The organism is Sphingomonas beigongshangi, from assembly GCF_016820445.1.
Classification (GTDB): Bacteria; Pseudomonadota; Alphaproteobacteria; order Sphingomonadales; family Sphingomonadaceae; genus Sphingomonas; species Sphingomonas beigongshangi.
The window spans coordinates 537,435-561,219 of record NZ_JADHDT010000001.1 but is presented as its reverse complement, the minus strand read 5'-3'; the positions used below and the strand labels follow the sequence as shown (position 1 = coordinate 561,219).

Annotated in this window: 15 protein-coding genes; 9 read left to right on the top strand and 6 right to left on the bottom strand. The window is 68.2% G+C overall.

From position 1 onward, the window contains the following. Window positions 1–45: 45 nt before the first annotated feature. The 8 genes from IQ292_RS02540 to IQ292_RS02505 all read left to right on the top strand — a co-directional run bounded on the left by IQ292_RS02540 (window position 46) and on the right by IQ292_RS02505 (window position 13,030). Window positions 46–1,896, top strand: coding sequence for an alpha-amylase family glycosyl hydrolase (locus tag IQ292_RS02540; protein WP_203308722.1), 1,851 nt, complete (start codon window positions 46–48; stop codon window positions 1,894–1,896). A 5-nt stretch (window positions 1,897–1,901) separates the two neighbouring features. Further along, a complete protein-coding gene (locus IQ292_RS02535; protein WP_203308869.1) occupies window positions 1,902–3,512 on the top strand; it encodes an alpha-glucosidase in 1,611 nt (536 codons plus the stop codon). Next, on the top strand, window positions 3,509–5,599 hold the full coding sequence (locus IQ292_RS02530; protein WP_203308721.1) for a glycoside hydrolase family 97 protein: 2,091 nt from the start codon (window positions 3,509–3,511) through the stop codon (window positions 5,597–5,599). The genes IQ292_RS02535 and IQ292_RS02530 overlap by 4 nt, the downstream gene beginning before the upstream one ends. 569 nt (window positions 5,600–6,168) lie before the next feature. Next, window positions 6,169–7,641, top strand: coding sequence for a tryptophan halogenase family protein (locus IQ292_RS02525; RefSeq protein WP_203308720.1), 1,473 nt, complete (start codon window positions 6,169–6,171; stop codon window positions 7,639–7,641). Beyond that, a complete protein-coding gene (locus IQ292_RS02520) occupies window positions 7,638–9,146 on the top strand; it encodes an MFS transporter (protein ID WP_203308719.1) in 1,509 nt (502 codons plus the stop codon). Before IQ292_RS02525 ends, IQ292_RS02520 begins: the two co-directional genes overlap by 4 nt. A gap of 109 nt (window positions 9,147–9,255) precedes the next feature. Beyond that, window positions 9,256–10,689 (top strand): DUF4153 domain-containing protein, encoded by a 1,434-nt coding sequence (locus tag IQ292_RS02515; RefSeq protein WP_203308718.1) that lies wholly within the window; start codon window positions 9,256–9,258, stop codon window positions 10,687–10,689. 32 nt (window positions 10,690–10,721) lie between these two features. Next, a complete protein-coding gene (locus IQ292_RS02510) occupies window positions 10,722–11,444 on the top strand; it encodes a response regulator transcription factor (protein WP_203308717.1) in 723 nt (240 codons plus the stop codon). After that, complete coding sequence (locus IQ292_RS02505; RefSeq protein ID WP_203308716.1) at window positions 11,441–13,030, top strand: sensor histidine kinase; 1,590 nt, start codon at window positions 11,441–11,443, stop codon at window positions 13,028–13,030. Before IQ292_RS02510 ends, IQ292_RS02505 begins: the two co-directional genes overlap by 4 nt. 36 nt (window positions 13,031–13,066) lie before the next feature. On the opposite strand, the gene IQ292_RS02500 is transcribed toward IQ292_RS02505, so the two are convergent. The 3 genes from IQ292_RS02500 to IQ292_RS02490 form a co-directional block, all read right to left on the bottom strand. Next, the gene (locus tag IQ292_RS02500) at window positions 13,067–13,663 is read right to left on the bottom strand and encodes a DUF308 domain-containing protein (RefSeq protein ID WP_203308715.1); all 597 of its coding nucleotides are present in this window, start codon (window positions 13,661–13,663) and stop codon (window positions 13,067–13,069) included. Window positions 13,664–13,762: 99 nt separating this feature from the next. Then, entirely contained in the window at window positions 13,763–14,332 is a 570-nt protein-coding gene (locus IQ292_RS02495) for a TetR/AcrR family transcriptional regulator (protein ID WP_203308714.1), read from the bottom strand. Between the two features lie 213 nt (window positions 14,333–14,545). Beyond that, window positions 14,546–15,793: an MFS transporter gene (locus IQ292_RS02490; RefSeq protein ID WP_203308713.1), complete on the bottom strand. Its 1,248-nt coding sequence runs from the start codon at window positions 15,791–15,793 to the stop codon at window positions 14,546–14,548. 325 nt (window positions 15,794–16,118) lie between these two features. Here IQ292_RS02490 and IQ292_RS02485 point away from each other — a divergent pair, with 325 nt between their 5' ends. Next, window positions 16,119–18,683 (top strand): TonB-dependent receptor, encoded by a 2,565-nt coding sequence (locus IQ292_RS02485; protein ID WP_203308868.1) that lies wholly within the window; start codon window positions 16,119–16,121, stop codon window positions 18,681–18,683. Between the two features lie 96 nt (window positions 18,684–18,779). On the opposite strand, the gene IQ292_RS02480 is transcribed toward IQ292_RS02485, so the two are convergent. The 3 genes from IQ292_RS02480 to IQ292_RS02470 all read right to left on the bottom strand — a co-directional run bounded on the left by IQ292_RS02480 (window position 18,780) and on the right by IQ292_RS02470 (window position 23,685). Continuing rightward, window positions 18,780–20,135: a sensor histidine kinase gene (locus IQ292_RS02480; RefSeq protein ID WP_203308712.1), complete on the bottom strand. Its 1,356-nt coding sequence runs from the start codon at window positions 20,133–20,135 to the stop codon at window positions 18,780–18,782. Window positions 20,136–20,163: 28 nt separating this feature from the next. Continuing rightward, window positions 20,164–20,838 (bottom strand): response regulator transcription factor, encoded by a 675-nt coding sequence (locus IQ292_RS02475; RefSeq protein ID WP_203308711.1) that lies wholly within the window; start codon window positions 20,836–20,838, stop codon window positions 20,164–20,166. Window positions 20,839–20,949: 111 nt separating this feature from the next. Next, complete coding sequence (locus IQ292_RS02470) at window positions 20,950–23,685, bottom strand: DUF5695 domain-containing protein (RefSeq protein ID WP_203308710.1); 2,736 nt, start codon at window positions 23,683–23,685, stop codon at window positions 20,950–20,952. Between the last annotated feature and the right edge of the window lie 100 nt (window positions 23,686–23,785).

Sequence of the window (23,785 nt, the reverse complement as noted above, 5' to 3'; positions counted from 1 at the left end):
GCATCGTTCCGCGCGAACCTGTGATACGACCGGGAGGGGCCTGCCATGCGCCGAAACGCGCCACGACATTTCGCCATCGCCGCCGCGCTTTGCGCCCTTGTAGCCGCGGTTGCGCCTCCTGGCGTCGCGGGAGCGCAGGCCGCCGCTTCCGACTTCCGCGCGCGGCCGCCCCAGGACGAAGTGATCTACTTCCTGCTTCCCGACCGGTTCGACAACGCCGATCCGTCCAACGACCGCGGCGGTTTGACCGGCGACCGCAGCGTGACCGGCTACGACCCGACTGCGAAGGGATGGTATCACGGCGGCGATCTGAAGGGGTTGACCCGCCGTCTCGACTATATCCAGGCGCTCGGCGCCACCGCGATCTGGGTCGGGCCGATATTCAAGAACAAGGCGGTTCAGGGCGCGCCGGGGCAACAGTCCGCGGGCTACCACGGCTACTGGATCACCGACTTCACCCAGGTCGACCCCCATCTGGGCACTAACCAGGATTTCGCCGACCTCGTCGCCGCCGCCCACGAGCGCGGCATGAAGGTCTATATGGACATAGTCGTCAACCATACCGCGGACGTGATCCAGTATCGCGAATGCGTCGGTAAGAACGAATGCCCGTATCGCAGCCGCGCCGACTATCCGTATCAGCGGCGCGGCGGCGTCACCGGCCCTGCGATCAACGCCGGCTTTACCGGCGACGAGGATGGCAGTGCGGCGAATTTCGCGAAGCTGACCAACCCCAATTATGCCTACACGCCCTTCGTTCCCGATGCGGAGAAGGCGGTGAAGGTCCCCGCGTGGCTCAACGACCCGCTTTATTACCACAATCGCGGCAACACGACGTTCCTCGACGAAAGCGCGACGATGGGCGATTTTGGCGGCCTCGACGACGTGATGACCGAAAATCCGCGCGTGGTCGCCGGGATGATCGACATCTACGGCGGCTGGATCGACCGGTTCGGCATCGACGGCTTCCGCATCGACACCGCGCGCCATGTCGAGCCGGCATTCTGGCAGAAGTTCGTGCCCGCGATGCTGGCCCGCGCAAAGGCGAAGGGAATTCCCAATTTCCACATCTTCGGCGAGGTCGCGTTCGAAACGCTCGATGTCGGACTGCTCGCCGAACATACCCGCATCGACAAGCTGCCCGGCATTCTCGACTTCGCGACCCGGCAGGCGATCCTCGAAACCGTCACCGGCAAGCAGGAAACCGGTGCCTGGGACAAGCTGACGCTGGGCGATGCTCTGTACGAGGGCGGCTATGCGACCGCGCAGACGCTGCCGACCTTCGTCAGCAACCACGATGCCGGCCGTCTCGCGACCTATGTCCGCCAGGCCCTGCCCAAGGCGGACGATGCCGAGGTGTTGAAGCGCGTCCAACTGGCGCATGCCATGCTGCTGACGCTGCGCGGCGTGCCGACGATCTATTCGGGCGACGAGCAGGGCTTCGTCGGCGATGGCAACGACCAGGATTCGCGCGAAGACATGTTCGCCAGCAAGGTCGCCTCCTACAACGACAATCGCCTGCTCGGCACCACCACCACGACCGCGACCGAACATTTCGGCCGTGACAATCCGCTGTTCCGCGAAATCGCCACGCTCTCGAAGCTGCGTACGGCGACGCCGGCGCTGATGCGGGGTTCGACCGTCCTGCGCGCTCGCCAGGACACGCCGGGTCTCATCGCCGTCTCCCGCATCGATCCCGCGACCAAGGCGGAGGTGCTGCTCGCCTTCAACAGCTCGACCGCGCCGCTGACCCGGCAGGTCCAGGTCGAAGCCGGCGCCATGTCGGCGCAGACGCTGGCCGGCGGCGGATGCGGCAGGGTGGCGGCGCCCGGCAGTCTTACCGTGACGTTGCCGCCGCTCGGCTATGCGGTGTGCGCGATGAAGGCGCCGCGATGAGCGGTATGCAGCCTCGTCAGCAACGGCCGTGGTGGCGCGGTGCGACCATTTACCAGATCTATCCGCGCAGCTTCGCCGACTCGAATGGCGATGGAATCGGGGATCTTGCGGGCATCACGGCGCATCTCGATCACGTCGCCGGCCTGGGCGTCGAGGCGATCTGGCTGTCGCCCTTCTTCCGGTCGCCGATGGCCGACTTCGGCTATGATGTCTCCGACTATTGCGACGTCGACCCGATCTTCGGCACGCTCGCGGATTTCGACGCGCTCGTCGCGCGGGCGCACGCGCTCGGCCTGAAGGTGATCATCGACCAGGTCTGGGCGCATACCAGCGACCGGCACCCCTGGTTCGAGCAAAGCCGCCAGAGCCGCGACAACCCCTATGCCGACTGGTACGTCTGGCACGATCCCCAGCCGGACGGTTCGCCCCCCAACAACTGGCAGTCGGTGTTCGGCGGCCCGGCATGGACCTGGGACGCGCGCCGGCGCCAATATTACATGCACAATTTCCTGAAGGAGCAGCCGCAGGTCAACGGGCACCACCCGGCGGTGCAACAGGCGTTCCTCGATGTCGCCCGCTTCTGGCTGGAGCGCGGCATCGATGGTTTCCGGATCGACGCGATCAACTTCATGATGTTTGATCCCGCCTTCCGCGACAATCCGCCCGCGCCCGACGACGACGGCATTCCGCGCACCCGCCCGTTCGACTATCAGCTGCATCGCTACAACCAGAGCCACGACGCGATCCCCGGGTTCCTGGAACGGATCCGGGCGCTGTTCGACAGCTACGACGCGCGCTTCACCGTCGCCGAAGTCGGTGGTGCGGACAGCGACCGCGAGATGAAGCTTTTCACCGCCGAGGGGCGGCGGCTGCACAGCGCCTATGGCTTCGATTTTCTCTACGCGCCGGCGCTGACGCCGGCGGCGGTGGCGGAGGCGGTCGCGAAATGGCCGGAAGCGGAGGGCGTCGGCTGGCCGAGCTGGGCGTTCGAGAACCACGACGCGCCGCGCGCGATCTCCCGTTGGACAGAGCCGGCCCACGCCCGCGCCTTTGCGCGAATGAAGATGCTGCTGCTGGCGTCGCTGCGCGGCAACATCTTCCTCTATTACGGCGAGGAGCTCGGCCTGACGCAGGTCGAGGTGCCGTTCGACCAGCTCCGCGATCCCGAGGCGATCGCCAACTGGCCGCGCACGCTGTCGCGCGACGGTGCGCGGACCCCGATGCCGTGGCGCGCCGAGGCACCCCATCTCGGCTTCTCGTCCGCCACGCCATGGCTGCCCGTCGGCGCCGACCATGCGGCGCTCGCGGTGGACCGGCAGGCGGAGGACCCGCATGCGCTGCTACAATGGACGCGCGACGTGCTTGCCCTGCGCAAGCGTCACCCTGCGCTGCTGACCGGCGACATCCGTGTCGTGGAGGCGGGGGAGGCGATGCTGGCGCTCGAGCGGCGCGGGGGCGGCGAGACGATGCTGTGCGTCTTCAACCTGTCGCCCGAACCCCGGCACTGGATGCCGGCGGAGCCGGATCGCTGGCACACGGTCGCCGACACAGCGACGCAGGGCTGGCATTTCGATGGATATGGCGCTTTGATCGCGCAACGTACTGGAGAGGCATGATGAATCCTTGGAAGATCGGGACCGCCGTGGCGCTGGCGCTGACGGCAACCGCGGGGTTCGCGCAGACCGATCCCAATGCGGTCGCGCAAATCCCGACGGTGGCGTTCAAGCCGGTCGCCACCGCCACGTCGCCGGATGGCCAGCTGGTGGTGTCGATCGCCTTCGACAACGACGGTCGCCCGACCTATGCCGTGACGCGCAAGGGCAAGCCGGTGCTCAACCCGGGTCGTCTCGGCATCATGTTCACCGACGCGCCTAAGATCGAGCGCAACGTCGAGCTGATCGGCCAGTCGACCAGCGCGTCCGACAGCAGCTGGACGCAGCCCTATGGCGAGTGGAAGACGATCCGCGACAATCACAAGGAACTCGCGCTCCGCTTTCGCGAGAAGACCGGCCTCAAGCGCGAGATGGATGTCACCTTCCGCATCTTCGACGACGGCATCGGCTTCCGCTACAGCTTTCCCGACCAGCCGAACCTGCATCAGGCGAACATCGCCGACGAACTGACGGAATTCGCCTTCGCGGAAGGCGGCACGGCATGGTGGAAGCCCGCCTATCAGTGGAACCGCGAGGAATATCTCTACAACAAGACCCCGCTCGACGCGGTCGGCACCGCGCAGACGGTGATGACGGTCAAGCTTGCCGACGGCACGCATGCCGCCGTGCACGAGGCGGCGCTGGTCGACTATGCCGCCATGAACCTCGCCCGGTCGGAGGGCAACACGTTCAAGGCCTCGCTGACCCCCGGCGCCGGCGCGCCGAAGGTGACGCGGATGGCGCCCTTCGCCTCGCCGTGGCGGACCGTCATACTCGCGGACGACGCGCCGGGCCTGTACATGAGCCACCTCGAGCTGAACCTAAACGAGCCCAACACGCTCGGCGACGTCAGCTGGATCAAGCCCGCCAAGTTCGTCGGCGTGTGGTGGAAAATGATCAAGGGCGAATGGACCTGGGCGACCGGCCCGCAGCACGGCGCCACCACCGCCAACGTCAAGACGTACATCGACTTCGCCGCCGCGAACAAGATTCCGGGCGTGCTGGTCGAGGGGTGGAACGTCGGCTGGGACGGCGACTGGTTCGGCAACGGCAACGACATGCAGTTCGACAAGCCGACGCCCGACTTCGATGCCGCCGAACTCTATCGCTACGCCAAGGCGAAGGGCGTGCATCTGGTCGGGCACAATGAGACCGGCGGCTCCGCGAGCCATTATGACGCGCAGCTCGACCGCGCCTTCTCCTATGCGCGCGACCACGGCATCCCGGTGGTCAAGACCGGCTATGTCACCGATGCCGGCCAGATCGAGCGCGTCGACGCCGACGGCACCCGCAAGCGCGAGTGGCACGAGGGCCAGTGGATGGTGAACCACTATCTGCGCGTCGTGCAGACGGCCGCCAAGTACAAGGTCGGCATCGACAGCCACGAGCCGGTCAAGGACACCGGCCTGCGCCGCACCTATCCGAACTGGATGAGCCGCGAGGGCGGACGGGGCATGGAATACAACAGCTGGCCCGGCAAGAATCCGCCCAACCACGAAGCGAACATGTTCTTCACCCAATGGCTGGGCGGACCGATGGACTTCACGCCGGGCGTGCTCAGCCTGACCGGCCAGGGCGGCAGCGCGCTGATGTCGACCGAGGCGAAGCAGCTCGCGCTCTACGTCGTCATCTATTCGCCGGTGCAGATGGCGGCCGACACGCCGGAAAATTATGCGAAGCACATGGACGCGTTCCAGTTCATCCGCGACGTGCCGGTCGACTGGTCGGAGACGCGCGTGCTGAACGGCGAGGTCGGCGATTACGTTACCGTCGTGCGCAAGGACAAAGCGAGCGACGACTGGTATCTGGGGTCGATCACCAACGAGGCAGGCCGGTCGCTGACGGTGCCGCTCGATTTCCTCGACGCCGGGCGGCGCTATACCGCCGAAATCTATCGCGATGGTGACGGCGCGGATTATCGCACCGAGGCGCGTCATGCGATCGCGATCGAGAAACGGCCCGTCAAGAAGGGCGACACGCTGACGCTCGCGCTCGCCCCCGGCGGCGGTCAGGCGATCCGCTTCGTCGCCGCGGGCAAGGGGAAGCGGTGAGGCGCCATCACCGCATGCCCCTCCCGCGTGCGGGAGAATCCAGGGAAGGGTGCGGACGGCCGACGCCTTCACGGCGGGTGACCGTATGTCCAGGACGCGCCCACCCCCGGCCCCTCCCGCAAGCGGGAGGGGGGAGGGTGTGGCGATGACCGGCCCCGGCATCGCGGATATCAAATGCGGCGGCAATGCAGCGGCGCCGAGCCGCCACGCCCGCATTCCCCTCCCGCACGCGGGAGGGGTTAGAGGTGGGCGCGTCCGTGCCGTACGGCCGACGCCTTCCCGGCGGGTGACCGTATGTCCAGGACGCGCCCACCCCCGGCCCCTCCCGCAAGCGGGAGGGGAGAGGATGTGGCGATGACGGGACCGAGCGTCGCGATCGTCGGATGCGGCGGCGTCGACGGCAGAGCGGCGCCGAGCCGCCACGACCGCGTTCCCCTCCCGCTTGCGGGAGGGGTTAGGGGTGGGCGCGTCCGGGCCGTACGGCTGACGCCTTCCCGGCGGGTGACCGTATGTCCAGCACCGGCCCACCCCCGGCCCCTCCCGCAAGCGGGAGGGGAGAAGGTGTGGCGATGACCGGACCGAGCATCGCGATCGTCGGTGGCGGTACCGCCGGTTGGATGGCCGCCTGCCTGATGGCGAAGGCGTGGCCCGAGGCGGCGATCACGCTGGTTGAATCCCCCGACGTCGGCATTGTCGGCGTCGGCGAGGGGTCGACGCCGCAGCTGAAAGCGCTGTTCGACACGCTCGGCATCGCCGAGGCCGACTGGATGCCGGCCGCCGACGCCACCTACAAGACCGGCATCGCGTTCGAGGGCTGGGGCGGTTTGGGGACGCGCTATTTCCACCCCTTCGCGGGCGCGGTCGATCTGCATACGCAGCCTGCCTTCCATGCGAGCGCGCTCGCCCGCCGCACGGGCGCGGACGTCCCCGCGCACCCGGACCGGTTCTTCCTCAACAGCCGCCTTGCCAACGCTCGCCGCGCGCCGGTGGCGTCGTCGAACTTTCCGTTCCCGGTCGGCTACGGCTATCACTTCGACGCGCACAAGGTGGGCGGAGTGCTGCGCGCCGAGGCGCTGCGCCGCGGCGTCCGCCACCTCAGCGCGCATGTCGCCGACGTCGTCGTCGCGGCAAACGGCGACATCGCCAGCCTGACGATCGCCGACCATGAACCGCTCGCCGCCGACATCTTCGTCGATGCCAGCGGATTCCGCGGCCTGTTGCTGCAACAGGTGCTCGGCGTGCCGTTCCGACCGTTCGCGCAGAATCTGTTCAACGACCGTGCCGTGGTGATGCCTATCCCGCGCGGCGCCGCGCTCGACGCGCATACCACCGCCACCGCGCTGTCGGCGGGCTGGGCCTGGGCGATCCCGCTGACCGCGCGCACCGGCAACGGCTATGTCTTTGCGTCGTCCTATGTTTCGCCGGACGACGCCGAGACGGAACTGCGCCGTCATCTCGGCCTGCTCGACAGCCCGGTTCCCGCACGCCACCTGACGATGAAGGTCGGTCGCGTCGAGCGAAGCTGGGCCGCCAACTGCCTGGCGATCGGCCTTGCGCAGGGGTTCATCGAGCCGCTGGAGGCGACCGCGCTCCACATCGTGCAGTCGACGGTCGAGGGCTTCGTCCATGCGCTTGGCGAAGGCGGCTTCACGCCGCGTCATCGCGAAGCGTTCAACGCGCGCATCGCACGGCGATACGAGGGTATCCGCGACTATATCGTCGCGCATTATCGCCTGAACCGCCGTGTCGATACGCCGTACTGGCGCGACGCCGCGGCGATCGAGCACCTTTCCGACGATCTCAAGGCGATCATGACCGCCTGGTTCACCGGTCGCGACATCGCGGCGGTGATCGAGGCGCGCGATCTGGGTGGCTATTACGCCCCGATGTCGTGGGAAGTCCTGCTGGCCGGCTACGGCACCTTTCCCGACCGGCTTCGCCCGGTGCCGCCGGTCGTCGACCTCGCCGGCATCGACCGACTGCTCGACGGTTGCCTGCTCAATTTCCCGCCGCATGCCGCGGCGATCGAGGACCTCGCATGACCGAAATGCCCGCCCGCCGCCCGCGCCAGAGCTGGGTGGGCCTTTGGAACATCTCCTTCGGCTTCTTCGGTATCCAGGTCGGCTTCGCGCTCCAGAACGCGAACATGAGCCGTATCTTCCAGTCGCTCGGCACCAGCCTCGACGATCTGCCGGCGCTGTGGATCGCCGCGCCACTCACCGGCCTGCTCGTCCAGCCGGTGATCGGTCATCTGAGCGACCGCACGTGGCTGGGGCGGCTTGGGCGGCGGCGGCCGTATTTCCTGGCCGGCGCGCTGCTCGCGGGGCTGGCGCTGTTCGTGATGCCGGAAAGCCCGTCGCTGCTCGTCGCGGCGATGATGCTGTGGCTGCTCGACGCCTCGCTCAACATCTCGATGGAGCCGTTTCGCGCCTTCGTCGGCGACATGCTCGACAGGGACCAGCATGCCGCCGGCTATGCGGTGCAGACCGCCTTCATCGGCGCGGGCGCGGTGTTCGGATCCATCTTCCCCTGGCTGCTCGAACATCTCGGCAGCAGTAACCAGGCAGCGGCGGGTGGCATTCCCGATACGGTGCGGCTCGCCTTCTGGTTCGGCGGTGCGGCCCTGGTGCTCGCGGTCGTGTGGACCGTGCTGACGACGCGCGAATATTCGCCGGACGAGATGGCGCGGTTTCACGGCAGCGCCGATCCGGAGGAGGGCGCGCACGTGCTGCGTGCGCTCGCCGCGCGCAGCTATGGCGCCAGCGTCGCCTGGATCGCCGCGGGTGCGGTCGTCGTTGCGGCTGTCGCCGCGTTGCGGCTCGAAAAGGAGATGTATCTGCTCGGCGGCCTGCTCGCCGCCTATGGCCTCGCCAGCATCGCGGCGGTCGCGCGCGCGAAGCGCGGGCAGACGCCGGGGCTGCTCGGCCATATCGTCGGCGACTTCGCCGGCATGCCCGTGCTGATGAAGCGGCTGGCGGTGGCGCAATTCTTCAGCTGGTCGGCGCTGTTCATCATGTGGATCAACACCACGCCGATCGTCGCGGGTCGCTTCTACGGCGCGCCCGACGCTGCCAGCCCGCTGTATCAGGAAGGCGCCAACTGGGTCGACGTGCTGTTCGCCGCCTATAACGGCATCTCCGCCGTGGCGGCGCTGACGCTGTTGCCGCTGCTGTCGCGGCGAATCGGCCAGGCGCGGACGCATATCGTCGGCCTGCTGTGCGGTGCGGCCGGCTTCGCGAGCTTCTTCTTCATCCGCGACCCGCGCTGGCTGCTGGCGAGCGAGATCGGCGTCGGCATCGCCTGGGCGTCGATCCTCGCCATGCCCTATGCGATCCTCGCGTCCAGCCTGCCGCAGCGCAAGCTCGGCATCTATATGGGCCTGTTCAACGTCTTCGTCGTCGTGCCGCAGTTGCTGGTGGCGACGGTGATGGGCTCGATCACCAAGCATTTCTTCCCGACGCAGCCGATCTGGACCCTGGTGTTCGCCGCTGGCGCCCTGCTGTTCGCGGCGGCGGCGATGACGCGGGTGGAGGCGGCGCGCCAGTAGAAGCCTGCACGGGATCTGCACGCATCGCGCGCGCGATCCCCATGGTGACTGCCGCTCGTTCTGCGCGGCCGGCTGCGATGACATGGGCATTCCGTCGTCAGGAGTGCGCATGCCCTATCCATCCCCGCCGAAACCCCTTTGGGCGAAGGCGCTCGCCGTGCTGGTCGTCGCGCTCGCCGCCGATCTGCTGCTGTTCGACACGGCTCCGGGATCGGCGTTCGGCCTGCTCCTGATCCTGTGGTGCGCGGTCGTCGCGATCCTGATGCCGCCGACGCGGCGCGGTTTATCAATAATGCTAATCGGCATAGCGGCGCTTTTTGCGCTGGTCATGGCGATCGATCCGGGCTTCCTGGCCTGGTGTCTCTATTGGGCGGCCCTGGGCAGCGCGGTGCTGCTGCCGCGCCACCGGTTCGACGACGCCGCGCGCTGGGGGTGCCGCCTGGTCGTGCAGGCGCTGGCCGCCGTGCCAGCCCCGCTTCGCGACTTTCGGTCGGCGATGGGCAGGGGCGGGTGGCGGCTTAGCTGGTCGGTGATGATCCTGCCGATCGTCGGCGGGACGCTCTTCCTGTTGCTGTTCGGCGTCGCCAACCCCGTCATCGGCACCATGCTCGACCGGATCCAGCCGCCGGACGTCGACCGCCTCGTCGGCCATGGCGTGATGATATCGGTCGCGCTGATCGTCGCCTGGGCGTCGCTGCGACCGCGCAGCCTGCGCCGGGCGCCGTTTCCGCAATGGCGGGCGCCGCGCATCGCCCTGTCGTCCGCGACTCTGGCGTCGTCGCTCGCCGTGTTCAACCTCGTCTTCGCGCTGCAGAACGGCCTCGATCTCGCCTTCCTCTGGAGCGGGGCACCGCTGCCTGCGGGCGTGACGCTGGCCGATTATGCGCATCAGGGCGCCTATACGCTGATCGTCGTCGCGCTCCTCGCCGCTGCCTTCGTGCTCCTCTTCCTGCGGCCCGGCGGTGCGCCGATCCTGCGCCCGCTCGTCCTCGTCTGGCTCGCGCAAACCCTGCTGCTCGTCGCGTCGAGCCTCTTGCGGCTCGCCGATTATGTCGCGGCCTATATGCTCACCGGCTGGCGGATCGCGGCCTTTGCGTGGATGGTGCTGGTCGCGGTCGGTATCGTCCTGATTGCCTGGCGCTGGATCGCGGGCCGGTCCGCGCGTTGGCTGGTCAACGCCAATGCGATGGCGGCGCTCGCAGTGCTGGCGCTGGCCAGCACAGTCGACTCGGGCGCGATCGCCGCGACCTGGAACGTGCGCCACGCGCGGACCGCCGACCAGATCGACCTCGCCTATCTGCGCCGGCTCGGCCCGTCCGCCCTGTTGTCGCTGGCGGCGCTCGAACGTCGCGCCGGCGGACCGGTGTTGCGCGGCCGCGCTCGCGCCCTGCGCATCGCCGCGCAGATCCGGCTTGAGAGCGATCAGCGCGACTGGCGATCCTGGACGATACTTGGCGCGTACCGATCGGCCGCCATCGGTGCCGCAACCGCTGCGGACCGGCGCTGGTACGCCCGCCAGGCCAAGAATGCGGAGATGCGTTGACGCAGAGCGAGCCAGCGATGATCCCTAATGCCATGCCACGCACCATCCTGGTCGTCGACGACGACCCGCACATCCGCCAATTGCTCGTCTTCGCCCTCGGCAAGGCGGGGTTGGACGCCGTCGAGGCGGCGGATGGCGAGGCGGCGCTCGCTTCGGTGATGGCCCGCGCGCCCGACCTCATCGTGCTCGACATCAACATGCCGCGCCTCGACGGGCTGGAGGTGTGTCGTCGGCTGCGCGCCGCGCCGGCGCCGCAAGGGGAGGTGCCGGTGCTGTTCCTGTCGAGCCGCGACGACGAGATCGACCGTATCCTCGGCATCGAGCTCGGCGCGGACGATTATGTCGTCAAGCCGTTTTCCCCGCGCGAAGTCGTGGCACGGGTGATGGCGATCCTGCGCCGCTCCGAGGCGCGCGCGCCGGACACCGGCGCTGCGGCCAGCGCGATCCGCCAGGGGCACCTCTCGCTCGACCTCGAGGGCTGGCGCGCGGAATGGGAGGGGCGCGAGGTGCCGCTCACCGTCAGTGAATTCTCGATCCTGCGCACGCTCGCGGCGATGCCGGCGAAGGTGTTCGGACGCGATGCGATCATCGATCGGCTGCATGGCCCGGGCTTCGCGATCACCGATCGCACGATCGACAGCCATATCCGCAATCTGCGCGCGAAGTTCGCCCGGGTTGGCGGTGGGGACGTGATCGAGACCCGACCGGGGATCGGCTATCGCCTCGGCGCCTGTTCGGGTGGCGCCGGCGGATGATCGCGGCCGCGAAGGACTGGCTGAAGCAGCGCTGGCCCCGGCTCCGCCTGCGCACGATCCTGTTCGCGACGCTGTTCTTCGTCGCCGCGCTGCCGGGGTTCGGCGCCATCTTCCTGCGCGTCTACGAGAACAGTCTGGTGCGGCAGACCGAGGCGGAGCTCGTCGCACAGGGCGCCGCGCTCGCGGCCGCTGCTGCGGTCGACTGGCCGGCCGCCGCCGGTGGCGCCGGGGCGGGAGGGGCGCGGCCCGCCGTTCCGCGCACGACGCCGCAGACCCCCCGTCCGGCCGAACCGGCGGAGGTCGATCTGAGCACCGCCGCGATCCTGCCGGAGCGTCCGGCACCCGCCGTGGCGCCGCCACCGTCCGCCGATGCGCGCGCGGCGGCAGCACGCATCGCGCCCGTGATCGACAAGACCGGATCGACGACGATGGCCAATATCATCCTGCTCGATCGAGACGGCCGTCTCGTCGCGGGGCGGGGGCCTGCCGGCAGCTACGCGGCGCTGCCCGAGGTCGCCGCCGCCCTCGCGGGAACGCCGCGCACCATCTTGCGCCGCAATGGCGCCTATCGCGCCGTCTATCGGTTCGAGTGGCTGTCGCGGGCCGCGGCGATCCGTGTGCATCATGCGCGGCCGGTGATCGTCAACGGCCGCGTGGTCGGCGTCCTGTTGCTGTCGCGGTCGGCACGCGCGCTGTTCAAGGGGATCTACGACGATCGCGGCAAGATCGTCCTGGGCATCCTCGTCATCCTGGGCCTGCTCGTCGTGCTCAGCGGCATCATCTCGCGCGGCATCACGCGACCGATCGAGCGGCTCGGCGCGGCGACGCGTGCGGTCGCCAGCGGCAGGGGCGCGATACCCGACGTGCCACCCACGGCTGCGATCGAGATCCAGGGCCTCTATGCCGATTTCGCGACGATGGCCGCGGCGATCGACCGCCGATCGCGCTACCTGCGCGACATGGCCTATGCGATGAGCCACGAATTCAAGACGCCGCTGGCGGGCATCCGGGGCGCGATCGAACTGCTGCACGACCATCGCGCGACCATGACCGAGTCGGACCGCGGTCGCTTCCTCGGCAATATCGACGCGGATGCGGGGCGGCTGGCGCAGCTCGTCACCCGGCTGCTCGATCTCGCGCGCGCCGATATGGCGCAGGCTGCCCCGTCGGCCAGCACGGCGCTGGAGCCGGTTGTCGCGCGGGTCGCCGATGCGCAACCGAGGCTCGAGACGCGTGCGCACGTGCCCGCCAGCCTGCCGCGCGTCGCGGTTCCGTCGGCGGCGCTGGAGACCGTTTTCTCCACGCTGCTGGAGAACAGCCGCCTTGCCGGGGCGCGGCGGGCGACATTGGTCGCGAGCGACGACGGCGGATACGTCCAAGTGCTGGTGGCAGACGATGGCCCCGGCATCGCGCCGGCGGATCGCGTCCGCTTGTTCGAACCGTTTTTCACGACGCGTCGCGCTGCCGGGGGGACGGGCCTTGGGCTCACCATCGCCCGCTCGCTGCTCGACGCGCATGGCGCGACCATTGCCCTCGCCGAGAGCGACGCGACGGTCTTCGTGGTGCGCCTGCCCGCCACCCGTTGACGGTGCATGATCCGAACGCCGGGCCGGAAGGCGGGATCACACCGCCTCCGACCGGGACCGCCGCAGCGCCGGAACGGCAAGCCACAAGCCGGACAGCAGGAAGTAAAAGGCGCCGAAGCCGACATAGGGCACCAGCGTCAGCAGCGTCACCGGGTCGGGACCGCCCGCCGCCTTGATCGAGATGACCCCTGCGATCATCGATTGGGCGCCGCTCAGGATCATCGGCCACTGACCGCCGATCGTCGACCAGCGACGAAGCGCCGCCACCAGCTGGAAGAGGCCCGAAAGCGCGGCCCAGACCCCGAACACGATCAGCGCCTGGTTGAACCCCCCACGCAGGGCGATCGCAAGGCCGACCGCCGCGGCGGCGCTGACCAGGGTGTTGAACCGCTGCGACGGATTTTGCGCCAGCCCGCCGTGGCGGCGCGCATCGACGACATTCGCTGCGGCATCCCATAGCGGATAGCCGACCAGCAGCGCCGCGGCCGCGCCGGACGCGCCCGCAGCGGTCACGGCGCAGGCGGCCCCGATCCATGCGGCGGAGAAGCCGAACCGGGCAAAGTAATAGCGCATCAGCCAGGGCGATTGCACGCGCGCTTCCGCCGATTGCTGATCGAGGACGAGACTGGACATCGAAACCTCCTTCACCAAAATAATGAATGCAAACCTACTAGTAGGTAGGCATCGCATCTGTCAAGGTACTTCGTCCGACATCGACACTTTTCACGATCGTCAGTCGAGCAGGCGTTCGACGGCCGATTGCGCGATCGCGGGGAAGCGCGTGGGATCGTCGAAGGCACGCGCCACCAGCATGGCGCCATAGATCGTCGACAGCAGCGCCTCCGCCTCCGCTTCCGGCGGCGCGTCGAGCCTCATCGTCCCCTGCCGCTCACCCTGGGCGAGCACCTCGGCCAGCCACGCGGTCAGATCGTGGAAATGTCCGCGCACGGCGCCTGCGACCGCGTCGGGCAGGCTGGGCAGTTCCGCGGCGAGCACCGCCGCGAGGCAGAAGGGCGCCGACCGATCGGCGATGCAGGTCGCCCAGCGGCCGACATATGCCGACAGCCGGTCGACCGCGTCTCCGGGGGCCTGGTCCGGCGCATTGGTCTGCGCACGGATCGCCGCGCGGGCCGCCTCGACCACGGCGACCACCAGGTCGGCCTTGGCGGGAAAGTGATGATGAATGCTCGCCTTGCGGATCCCGATCTCCGCGGCAAGATCGGCATAGCTGAAGCCGTTGTAACCGACCCGCATGATCTGGCCGGCGGCGCTTTCGATCAATCGGTCCGCGGTGTCGCTCATCGTTCCTGCCTAGCCTGTGCTAGGCAGCTAGGGGTGCGCCGACGGCGGGGCAAGGCCGTCGCGGAGTCTGGATTTCGATCCACGTGCGTGGAAGCGGCCCCGACCTCCACCCGGCCGCCCATCCAGGATACGCTGAATGGGCGGCCGGGTGGGGGTGAGGGCTGCTACCGAGCCGATCCAGTCTTGCTGGATCGCACACTTGCGACGCGCTGTTCAGTCACGACGCGGCCAGAGCCGGAGGCACCCCACGGCGAAGGCGGCGATCACCACGTAGCAGAACAGCGACAGCGAGAAGGCGAGGCGGAGGCCGATCGCATCCGCTATCCGGCCCGTCAGCACGGGCACCACCGCGCCGCCCACCACCGCCATGCATAGGGCCATCGACGCATAGGGCGCCGCCGTCGCCTCGTCGGGCAGGGAGAGCGCAAAGATCGTCGGGTACATGATCGCGTTGCACAGGCCGACCGCCAGCAGGGCCGCGGCTCCGGTCACGCCTTGCGCGCCCATTGCGACCGCGACCAGTATCACCGCGCCGCACGCGGTGCCGGCCAGCGCGCGTGGCGGCGCGATCCGCGCGAAGGCGGCGGCGCCGACGAAACGGCCGATCATCGCACCCGCCCAGTAGAGGCTGACCAGTCGCCCGGCCGTGACCAGCGGCACGCCCAGCACGTCGCTGCGGACCAGATAATTGGCAAGCAGCGATCCGATCGTCACCTCCGCGCCGACATAGGCGAACATCGCCATGCTGCCCGCGAGCAGGCGTGGCGCGCGCAACAGCGACAGCATCCGCGTCACAGGTACGCGGCGGGGCGGCGTGACGCCGTCGAGCAGCGTCCGCGCGCGAAAGAAGGCGATCGCCAGTATCGCCAGCCCTGCCGCGGATGCGAGAAAAGGCAGTGCCAGGGCCAGCCAGCCCGACGGCGCCGCCGTTGCGTCGCCGAGCAGGAAGGACGCGCCGAGCAGGGGCGCCAATACCGTCCCGAGCGAGTTGAATCCCTGCACCAGCGTCAGACGCGACATGGCGCGCGGCCCGTCCTCGACGACGACGAAGACGATGCCCCCCGCCAGTTGCAGGAACGTCACGCCCGCGGACAGCGTCAGCAGCGCGACGAGCACGAGCGGATAGCTGCCCGCGGCCGCGGCGCCCGCCAGCCCCGCACAGCCGCATGCCATGACCGAGAGCCCCAGCGACAGGCCGCGCATGTAACCTATCGCGACGATCCAGGCGGTAATCGGCAGCGCAAACAGGAGGTAGCTGGAATGGAACGCCAGCTGGACCAGCGAAGCCTGAAAATAGTCGAGCCCCATCAGCAGCTTCAGCCGCGGTACCAGCAGGCTGATCAGTGATATGATGAAGCCGCCCATGAAATAGTTGCCCAGCGACAGGCGGAACATGCGGCGCGCGCGCAATTCGGGAGAGAGGCGGGGACCGGGAGAGGCGGGGGTTTCGGGAAACACCATGGCCACCTTATCGGCGTCGGGGCCCAGGGCAACGGCGGCTGCGCATATCTCCACCACTGTGACCTGGGTGCACCACCAGCCTTTAAAATCGTTCCGGGGCGGACCGAGCGCGACCCCGCCCGCGCCGAAAGCCGGCCTTGCCGTAGGAGCGGCATGTTTCATGAAATGAACGTGAAATTCGAAAGAATGCGTCGTCATCGATCTGTCATTGGACCGACCCGACTCAGTCATAAGGCGCGTCGGGACAGCCGAATTGGCCTGCTAAGGGGACTTTGACGTGAACACTATCCAATCGCGCCTGCTCGCGGGTGCCGCGCTGCTCGCCATGTCCGGCGTGGCGCAGGCGGAGACGAAGCCGGCGGCGGCGCCTGCCGCTGCCGCCCAGGATACGACCGCATCGACGGCCACGGCGACGGACGCGCAGGACACCGGCGGATCGCAGCTGGGCGATATCGTCGTCACCGCGACCCGCCGCGAGACCAACCTGCAGAAGACCCCGATCTCGATCAGCGTGCTCAACACGCAGGGTCTGCAGGACCGTCACGTCCTCAGCCTGTTCAATCTTGCCGACGGCACGATCCCTTCGCTGCGCGTCGCGACGTTCGAGGCGCGCCAGTCGGCGCTGACGATCGGCATCCGCGGCATCGTTCCCTACGACCAGAACCAGACCGCGCGCGACGGTGGCGTCGGCGTGTATCTCGACGGCGTGGCACTGGGTAAGACCCAGGGCCTCAACGCCGCGCTGTTCGACATCGAGCGGATCGAGGTCCTCAAGGGCCCGCAGGGCACGCTGTTCGGTCGCAACACCGAAGGCGGCGCGCTGTCGCTCGTGTCGCGCGCCCCGTCCGGCGAATTCGGTGGCCGCATGACCGCGGGCGTCGGCAACTACGGCAGCCGCAACGCGGACGTGCACGTCGACCTGCCCGCCTTCTACGGCGTCGCGCTGAAGCTGGACGGCGTGTATCAGCATCAGGATCCGACCGTGAAGGATCCGCTCACCGGATCGACCGGCTGGAACTATTACGATCGCAAGGGCGGCCGCGTCGCCGCACGCTGGAAGCCCGTCGACGGTCTGACCGCAGACTTCGCCTATGATTATGCGAAGGACGACAATACGCCGCAGTTCAGCCAGTTGGTCAATTACAACCCCAATGGCTACACCGTGGGCGCGTTCAACGGCACGACGCTGGTCCTGCCGGGTACGACCACCGCGTGCGGCGGCACCATCGCTGCCGGCAGCACGAAGCCGATCTGTATTGCGCCCAAGGCGCCGCTGGTCGGCATCCACCCCGATCGTCAGAAGGTTGCCGACGTCGGCGTGCCGCAGCAGCCCAGCGTCGACATCACGCACGGCTTCACCTCGAACCTGAAGTACACGCTTGCGCCTGAAATCGCGCTGCGCTCGATCACCGCGTGGCGCGGCGTCAGCACCGACCAGTGGGACAATTCGGGTGGTCCGGAGCGGAGCAGCTTCGCGCCGAGCTCGAACTTCAGCCGCTACAGCCTGTCCTACCTGCGCCAGCACCAGTTCAGCCAGGAATTCCAGGCCGTCGGCAGCGTGCCGCAGCTCGACTATGTTCTCGGCGCCTATTATTTCACCGAGCACGCCACCGAATATGCCGCGACCCCGCTAAGCAACCTGTGGAACGCGGACGGCACGAGCTACACCATCCGCAGCCCAATCTTCCCGGGCACGATCAACTCGGGCGGCAACTCGGGCTATCAGCAGTTCGATCCGGCCTGTAACAACCTGCTGTCCACGGCGGCGAACAACCCGCTGGCGCTGCAGTTCACCAATAGCTGCCAGTTCATCACCCGCGCCAGCGAAGCCTATGACCACAACTATTCGCTGTTCGGCAACCTGACCTTCACCCCGGCCGCGCTCAACGACGTGCTGCACGTCACGCTCGGCGGTCGCTGGACCAAGGACAAGCGCCGCGGCCAGCTCTATGTGATCAACAACAACTATATCGCGGGCGTTTTCCAGCCCAACTTCGTCCCGTTCACCTTCAGCAACAGCATCAGCCGGTTCGATCCGATGATCAACGTCGCGTTCGACGCGACGCCCGACATCCATCTCTACGCCAAATATGCGACCGGCTTCCGGGCCGGCGGCGCGAACGACCGTTCGCTCCAGTTCAACGCCTTCGGTCCCGAAGCAGTGAAGTCGTATGAAATCGGCTCCAAGATGGACTTCTGGAACCACAAGGCGCGTCTGAACCTGGCCGGCTACATCATGGACCGGACCAACACGCAGTTCGACTTCGACTATTTCGACACGAACGGATCCAGCCCGACCAACGGCAGCCACATCGAACAGACGATCAACGCCGGCAACAGCAAGATCCGCGGCGTCGAGGCGGACCTGACCGTCGCGCCGGTGCAGGGGCTGACGCTGACCGGCTCCTACGCCTACACCTACTGGCGCGCTCCGTCGGCCGTGAACCCGCTGACCCCGGGCGCGCCGCCGCAGCAGCTGTACATCGTCTACACGCCGCGCAACGCCGCGTCGGGCGCGATCGACTATAACGTGCCGATCGGCAATGGCGACGCGACCGTGCGGTTCCACCTCGACGGCAATTACGCGAGCAGCCAGTACAGCTTCCAGCTCGAGCCGACGAAGACCGATGCCAGCTTCATCATGAACGGCCGCGTCGCGCTGGCCGACATCGCGGTGTCGGATCACAACAAGGTCACGTTCGCCTTCTGGGTACGCAACCTGCTGGACACGACGTACATCTACCGTCGCTCGGCCGCCAATTCGTCGCCCGTGTACAATTATGGCGCCAACGGCCAGCTGATCTCGACCAGCTACGGCGGCATTCTGGGAGATTACGCCAACTTCAATCCGCCGCGGACCTGGGGCGTGGAAGCGACCGTTCGCTTCTGATCTTCTTCCGTCCGATCCCATTGCGCGCGCCCGGTCCTCCGCCATGGAGGGCCGGGCGCTTCGCTTAGGGCCTGACTCGCGTGTTTGGATCGGACGCTAACGGGCCTTGGGCAGTGGCAGGACGAGCGCCGCGGCGAGGCCGGGACCCGCATCGTCCAGCGTCAGCGTCCCCCGGTGCAGGCGCGCGATCGCATCGACCAGCGGCAGGCCGAGGCCATGGCCCTCGGTGGTGCGACTGGCTTCGAGCCGGCCGAACCGGCGCAGGGCCAGCGGCACGTCCGTCGCGGCAATCCCGGGTCCGCGATCGACGACTTCCAGTATCGCCGCGCCGTGGCGGTACGTCGCCACGATCGAGACGGGCGTTCCGGTCGGCGTGTGGCGCAGCGCATTCTCGACGAGATTGACCAGGGCCTGCGTCAGCAGGCGACCGTCGCCGTCGACGAACAGGGGGGTGTCGGCGCGTATCGTCAGGGGATGGCCGCCTTCGTCCGCGACCGCCGCCATACCCTCGCCGACCTTGTGGGCCAGCTGCGCCAGGTCGACGCGGGCGAAGCCGGCGCGCCGGTCGCTGCCCTCGATCTCCGTGATCCGCAACGTCGCCGCGAACATGGCAAGCAGGTCGTCGCATTGCGCCAGCGCGCCATGCAGGTCCTCTCTTATCGCCTCGGTCGGCGCACGCGCGGCGATCAGCGTCAGGCGCGAGTGCAGGCGGGCCAGTGGCAGGCGCAGATCGTGGGCGATGTCGTGACTGACCCCCGCAATCCCTTCCATCAGCGTCGCGATGCGATCGAGCATGCGGTTGAAGCTCATCGCCTGCGCGGCGAAGGCGCCGTCGGCAGGATTGACGGGGACGCGCGCGCGCAGATCGCCGTCGATGATCGCCTCCGCCGTCTCCCGGACGCGCGCGATGCGCCGTTCGATCAGGAAGGCGAACAGGATGGTGCCGCCCAGCACGACCAGCACGATCGCGCCGAATCCGACGATGGCGTTGCGCAGGCGCAGGCGCGCAAAATCGTCGACGGGCTCGGTCTCCGCGACGACCGTGAGCACGAGGCCGCCGCCGAGGTCGCGGACCAGGGCCCGTCCCTCGGACAGGCCGGCGATCCCGTCGCGATGGCGCAGGGTCGAGAACCCCGGCGGCAGGTTGCGGCCGAGCGCCACGTTCCCGCCAAGCCGCCGACCGGTGGCATCCCTCAGCTCCAGGCCGATATCGCCGGTGTCGCGGGTGCGGCTGAGCCGGTCGATCCGCGCCAGCAGCTCGCGCGCGTCGCCGGGGCGAAGACCGTCGTCGAGTTCGTCGCTGACGGTGACGATCCGCCGATCGATCAACCGCACGATCGCCGCGCGCGACGCCGAATAGGTCGCGACGCCCGTCGCCAGCACCGTCGCGAGGAAGAGGGCGAGAAAGGCCGCGGTCAGCGTCCGCAGCGATCCCCGGCCCACTATCCGCATGCGCCGGCCGTCCTGTTTCGCGTCGCAATCACCCGCGAAGCATATAGCCCAATCCGCGCTTCGTCACGATCGGGTCGTCGCCGCCGTCCGCGGTCAGCTTGCGGCGCAGCATGCGCACCTGCGCATCGACGATGTTGGTCGCCGGCTCGAAATCATAGCCCCAGACGCGTTCGAGCAGCATCGCCCGGGTGAGGATCATGTTGGGCTGACGCGCAAGTTCGGTCAGCAGGCCGAGTTCCAGCTTCGTCAGGTCGAGCGGAACGTCGGCCCGCCAGGCGCGCAGCTGCGTCGGACTGACGGTGATGTCGCCCGCACGGAGCGTGTCGCCGTTCCTCTCCGTCCATCCGCGCGCGCGCGCCAGCGCCTTGAGCCGGGCGTCCAGCTCCGGGGCCGGAGTCGGCTTGACGACATAATCATCCGCGCCCGCTTCGAGGCCCTCCACCTTTTCCACCGATCGTCCCAATGCGCTCAGCATCAGGACGGGCAGCGTCGCACCGCTTTCGCGCAGCCGCTGCAGCACCGCGGTGCCTTCCATCTGCGGCAGCATGCGGTCCAGGATCACCGCATCGAAGCTTTCGCGCGCCACCGCTTCCAGGGCGGCGACGCCGTTCGTGGCGATCGTCACGCGATGCTCGAGCGCGCGCAATTCCTGCGCGAGCGTGTCGGCATAAGCGGCATCGTCTTCGACCAGTAAGAGGTCCATCGCATCGGTCCGTCGCTTCGTCAGCTACGCGCTCTAGAACGTGCCCGGTTCGGGAGAAAGTCCGCGCCGCCGACATGACGCTTTTGACACGATGGCGACAGGATATCGGCGTCAGCGCGCCGCCAGCACGACGCGGGTTTCCTCCGGTCCGAGCGGGATGGTATAGCCGCTACGCTCGACGACGCCCCTGTCCGGCGCAAAGCTTCGCGTACCCGCGGTGGTCGCTGTGACGAACATGCGGGCGCTCGGCGTTCCAGCGTCCGCGCGGTCGAGCGTCAGCACGATGCTTCGCGTGGCGGGCATGTACTCCGCCCGGGCGATCTTGCCCGCCTCGAGCGTGATCCACTGGCCGGCGGGTGCCACGAACAGCCGGGATCGCGCGCCGTCCCTGGGCGCGATGGAGATCACCCCCCGCGCCGTACGGACCTCACCGCCGAAGCCGAGCCAGCCGAACGTCGGGTCGTCGACCAGATACGTCGCCGCCGCATAGGCGTGGCCGAAGAACCCCATGCCGTAATCGCCGCTATAGGGGTCCCAGCGCATCATGTCCGGCCAGCTGTGAAATCCGGCTGACGAGGCGCCATCCCGGCCGATGTTCGTGACCGCGCCCATCATGCCGCCATAGGCGACCCGCAGCATGTAGAGGTCGTCCGGCGCGGCCCGATAGGCGTCGAACAGCGGCACTGCGTTCAATGCCGATCCGTAATGATGGATCTGGCGCTCGATCCGCGGATATTTGCCCCCGTACAGGAAGTCCCAATAGCGGCGCGCATTGCCGTTATAGCCCCAGTGCGGAACGGTGGGGTCGTAACCCAGGATCACCTCGCGCGTTGCGTCCGCCTGCGGCTGGAAGCCGAAATAGCGCATCCAGGCATAGACTTCGGGCTGGCCGGTCGAATCCCAGGCCATCTCGGATCCGAACGGATATTTCAGGCTGCGCCAATGGTCCGCGCGCTTGCGCATCAGCGCTTCCATGTCCGCTGCCTGGCGCGTCCAGCCCTCCCGCTGCAGGTCCTTGAGGATGTCGACGAAGACGTCGCCCTCCATCAGGCCGAATTCGGTATAATAGGGCGCATCGCGCATCATGGCGACGACGGTCTGATACGCATGGTCGAGATACCATGGCCAGGCGTGACGCGTCACCAGCCCGGGATGGTTGCGCGCCGTGCGATACAGGACCCAATGGCCGATCGCGACGTGCGGGTAATTATAGGCCCGGCCGAGATCCGCGGCATCCTTGGGCTTCCACGAGGTCCAGCTTTGCCAGAGCTTCGGATCGCCCGCATACAGCGCGGGAAACGTGGCGGGATCGTAATAGAACAGGCTCTTCTTCACGGCGCCGGCGTGGAGACCGTCCGCGATCTGGAGGTTGCCGACGACGGTGCCGTCGATCAGGCGTTCCAGCTTCGCGAGCTCGGCGGCGTCGGGGTTGTCGAGCTGCTTCATCGCCGCGGCGACCCAGCTGCCGCCGCCACCCTCGTCGCTCATTCCCGCGATCCATACGCGCGGCTCGACGTCGACGATCCGCTTGGCGTCGTCGTCCCACGTCAGGATCGCGGGCGAGCGTCCGAAGGGATCGTTCTTGCCCTCATACCATTGCCGCGTCGTCGCGAAGCGACCGAGGTCTGCCATCGTTTGGGCCAAAGGCTTGGTGACATAATAGCTGATCGTCTGCGCCTGACCGTCGGCATAGGTCAGCGTCAGGCGTGCCCGTCCCCATTGCCGGCCATGAACGGCAAGGCGGGTCCATCCCCTGACGCCCTCGGCACGCGCAACGGTGAGGGCACCCGCCGGCCAGCTGTCGATGCGCGCGACCGGCGAGGGCGCCTTGACGAACAGGCTCGCGGGGCTGTCCATCGGCACCACATAGCCTGGAATACCGATCGCGACCGGCCGCCCCGCGGTTGCCAGCGTCGCCTCGATACCCCGGATCGAAGGCGAGGGCATCAGGCGCAACCCCACGGTCATCGCCTCGCCGGGTGCAAGCGTGCGGGCGGTGGGCGTGTTCCATTGTTCGCCCGCGGTCTTCCACTCGCGCTCGGCATAGGCAGCGGAATGGACGGTCCAATCGTAGAAGCCTTCGGCGGTCTGCGCGCGCGCGCTCTTGTCGGTGAACGAGGTTGCGCCGACCTTGTCATGGGGCGTGCGCAGCGGGACATAGGCTTCCAGCGGGGTGCCGCGCTCGGGCAGGACCAGCAGTGCAGGCCCCCTGCCGTTGAGCCGGGTGACCTGCAGATAGCCGGCGTCGCGGCCGATATAGGGGTCAACGAAGCTCGCCTGTGCGTGCGCCTGGTCGAGCGTACGGTCCGAGATGATATTGTCGAAGACCATCGGCAGGCCGAGCACGCCGATCTCCAGCGGCGCGGCGCCGGTGTTGCGGATCGTGAAGGTCAAAGCGAGCTGTCCCGCCGCATCGCGCCACCGCCGCTCGACCGCCACCGGTGAATCGTCGCCGAGGCTCGCGCTGATATCCGCCGCCGCGATCGTCCGGCCGCTGACCGGCAGTATGCGGATCGGTTGCCGGTGCGCGGCGGAGTCCAGGTCGCGCCACGCGCCGCCCGGATGGCGCACGCGCAGGTGGATGTCGCCAAGGTGATTATAGCCGTCGGCCGCGCGTTCCGCCTCGCGGCCGGTCGGCACGAAGCTGAACGCGGGCTCGTTGGCGGGGGAGAGGCGGGCGAGGGTCTGCGTGTCGCGGCGCAACGCGACGCGGAAAGACCCCACCCTGTACTCGCGTGTCGCGACGGGCGACGGCGCGACGGGGCGTTTCGTCTCCTCCACGCCCGCACCGATCGCAATCGTACCCGGCATCAGCAGCAGCAGCGAGAACAGGCGGGTCGGGTGCATCGGAAAGCGACCTCTCGATCAGAAGAGGCCGGGGTTCCCTCCACGATCCTGTCGTGACGGGAAGAAACCCCGGCCTGGGTTTGCGACGACGTGTATCCGG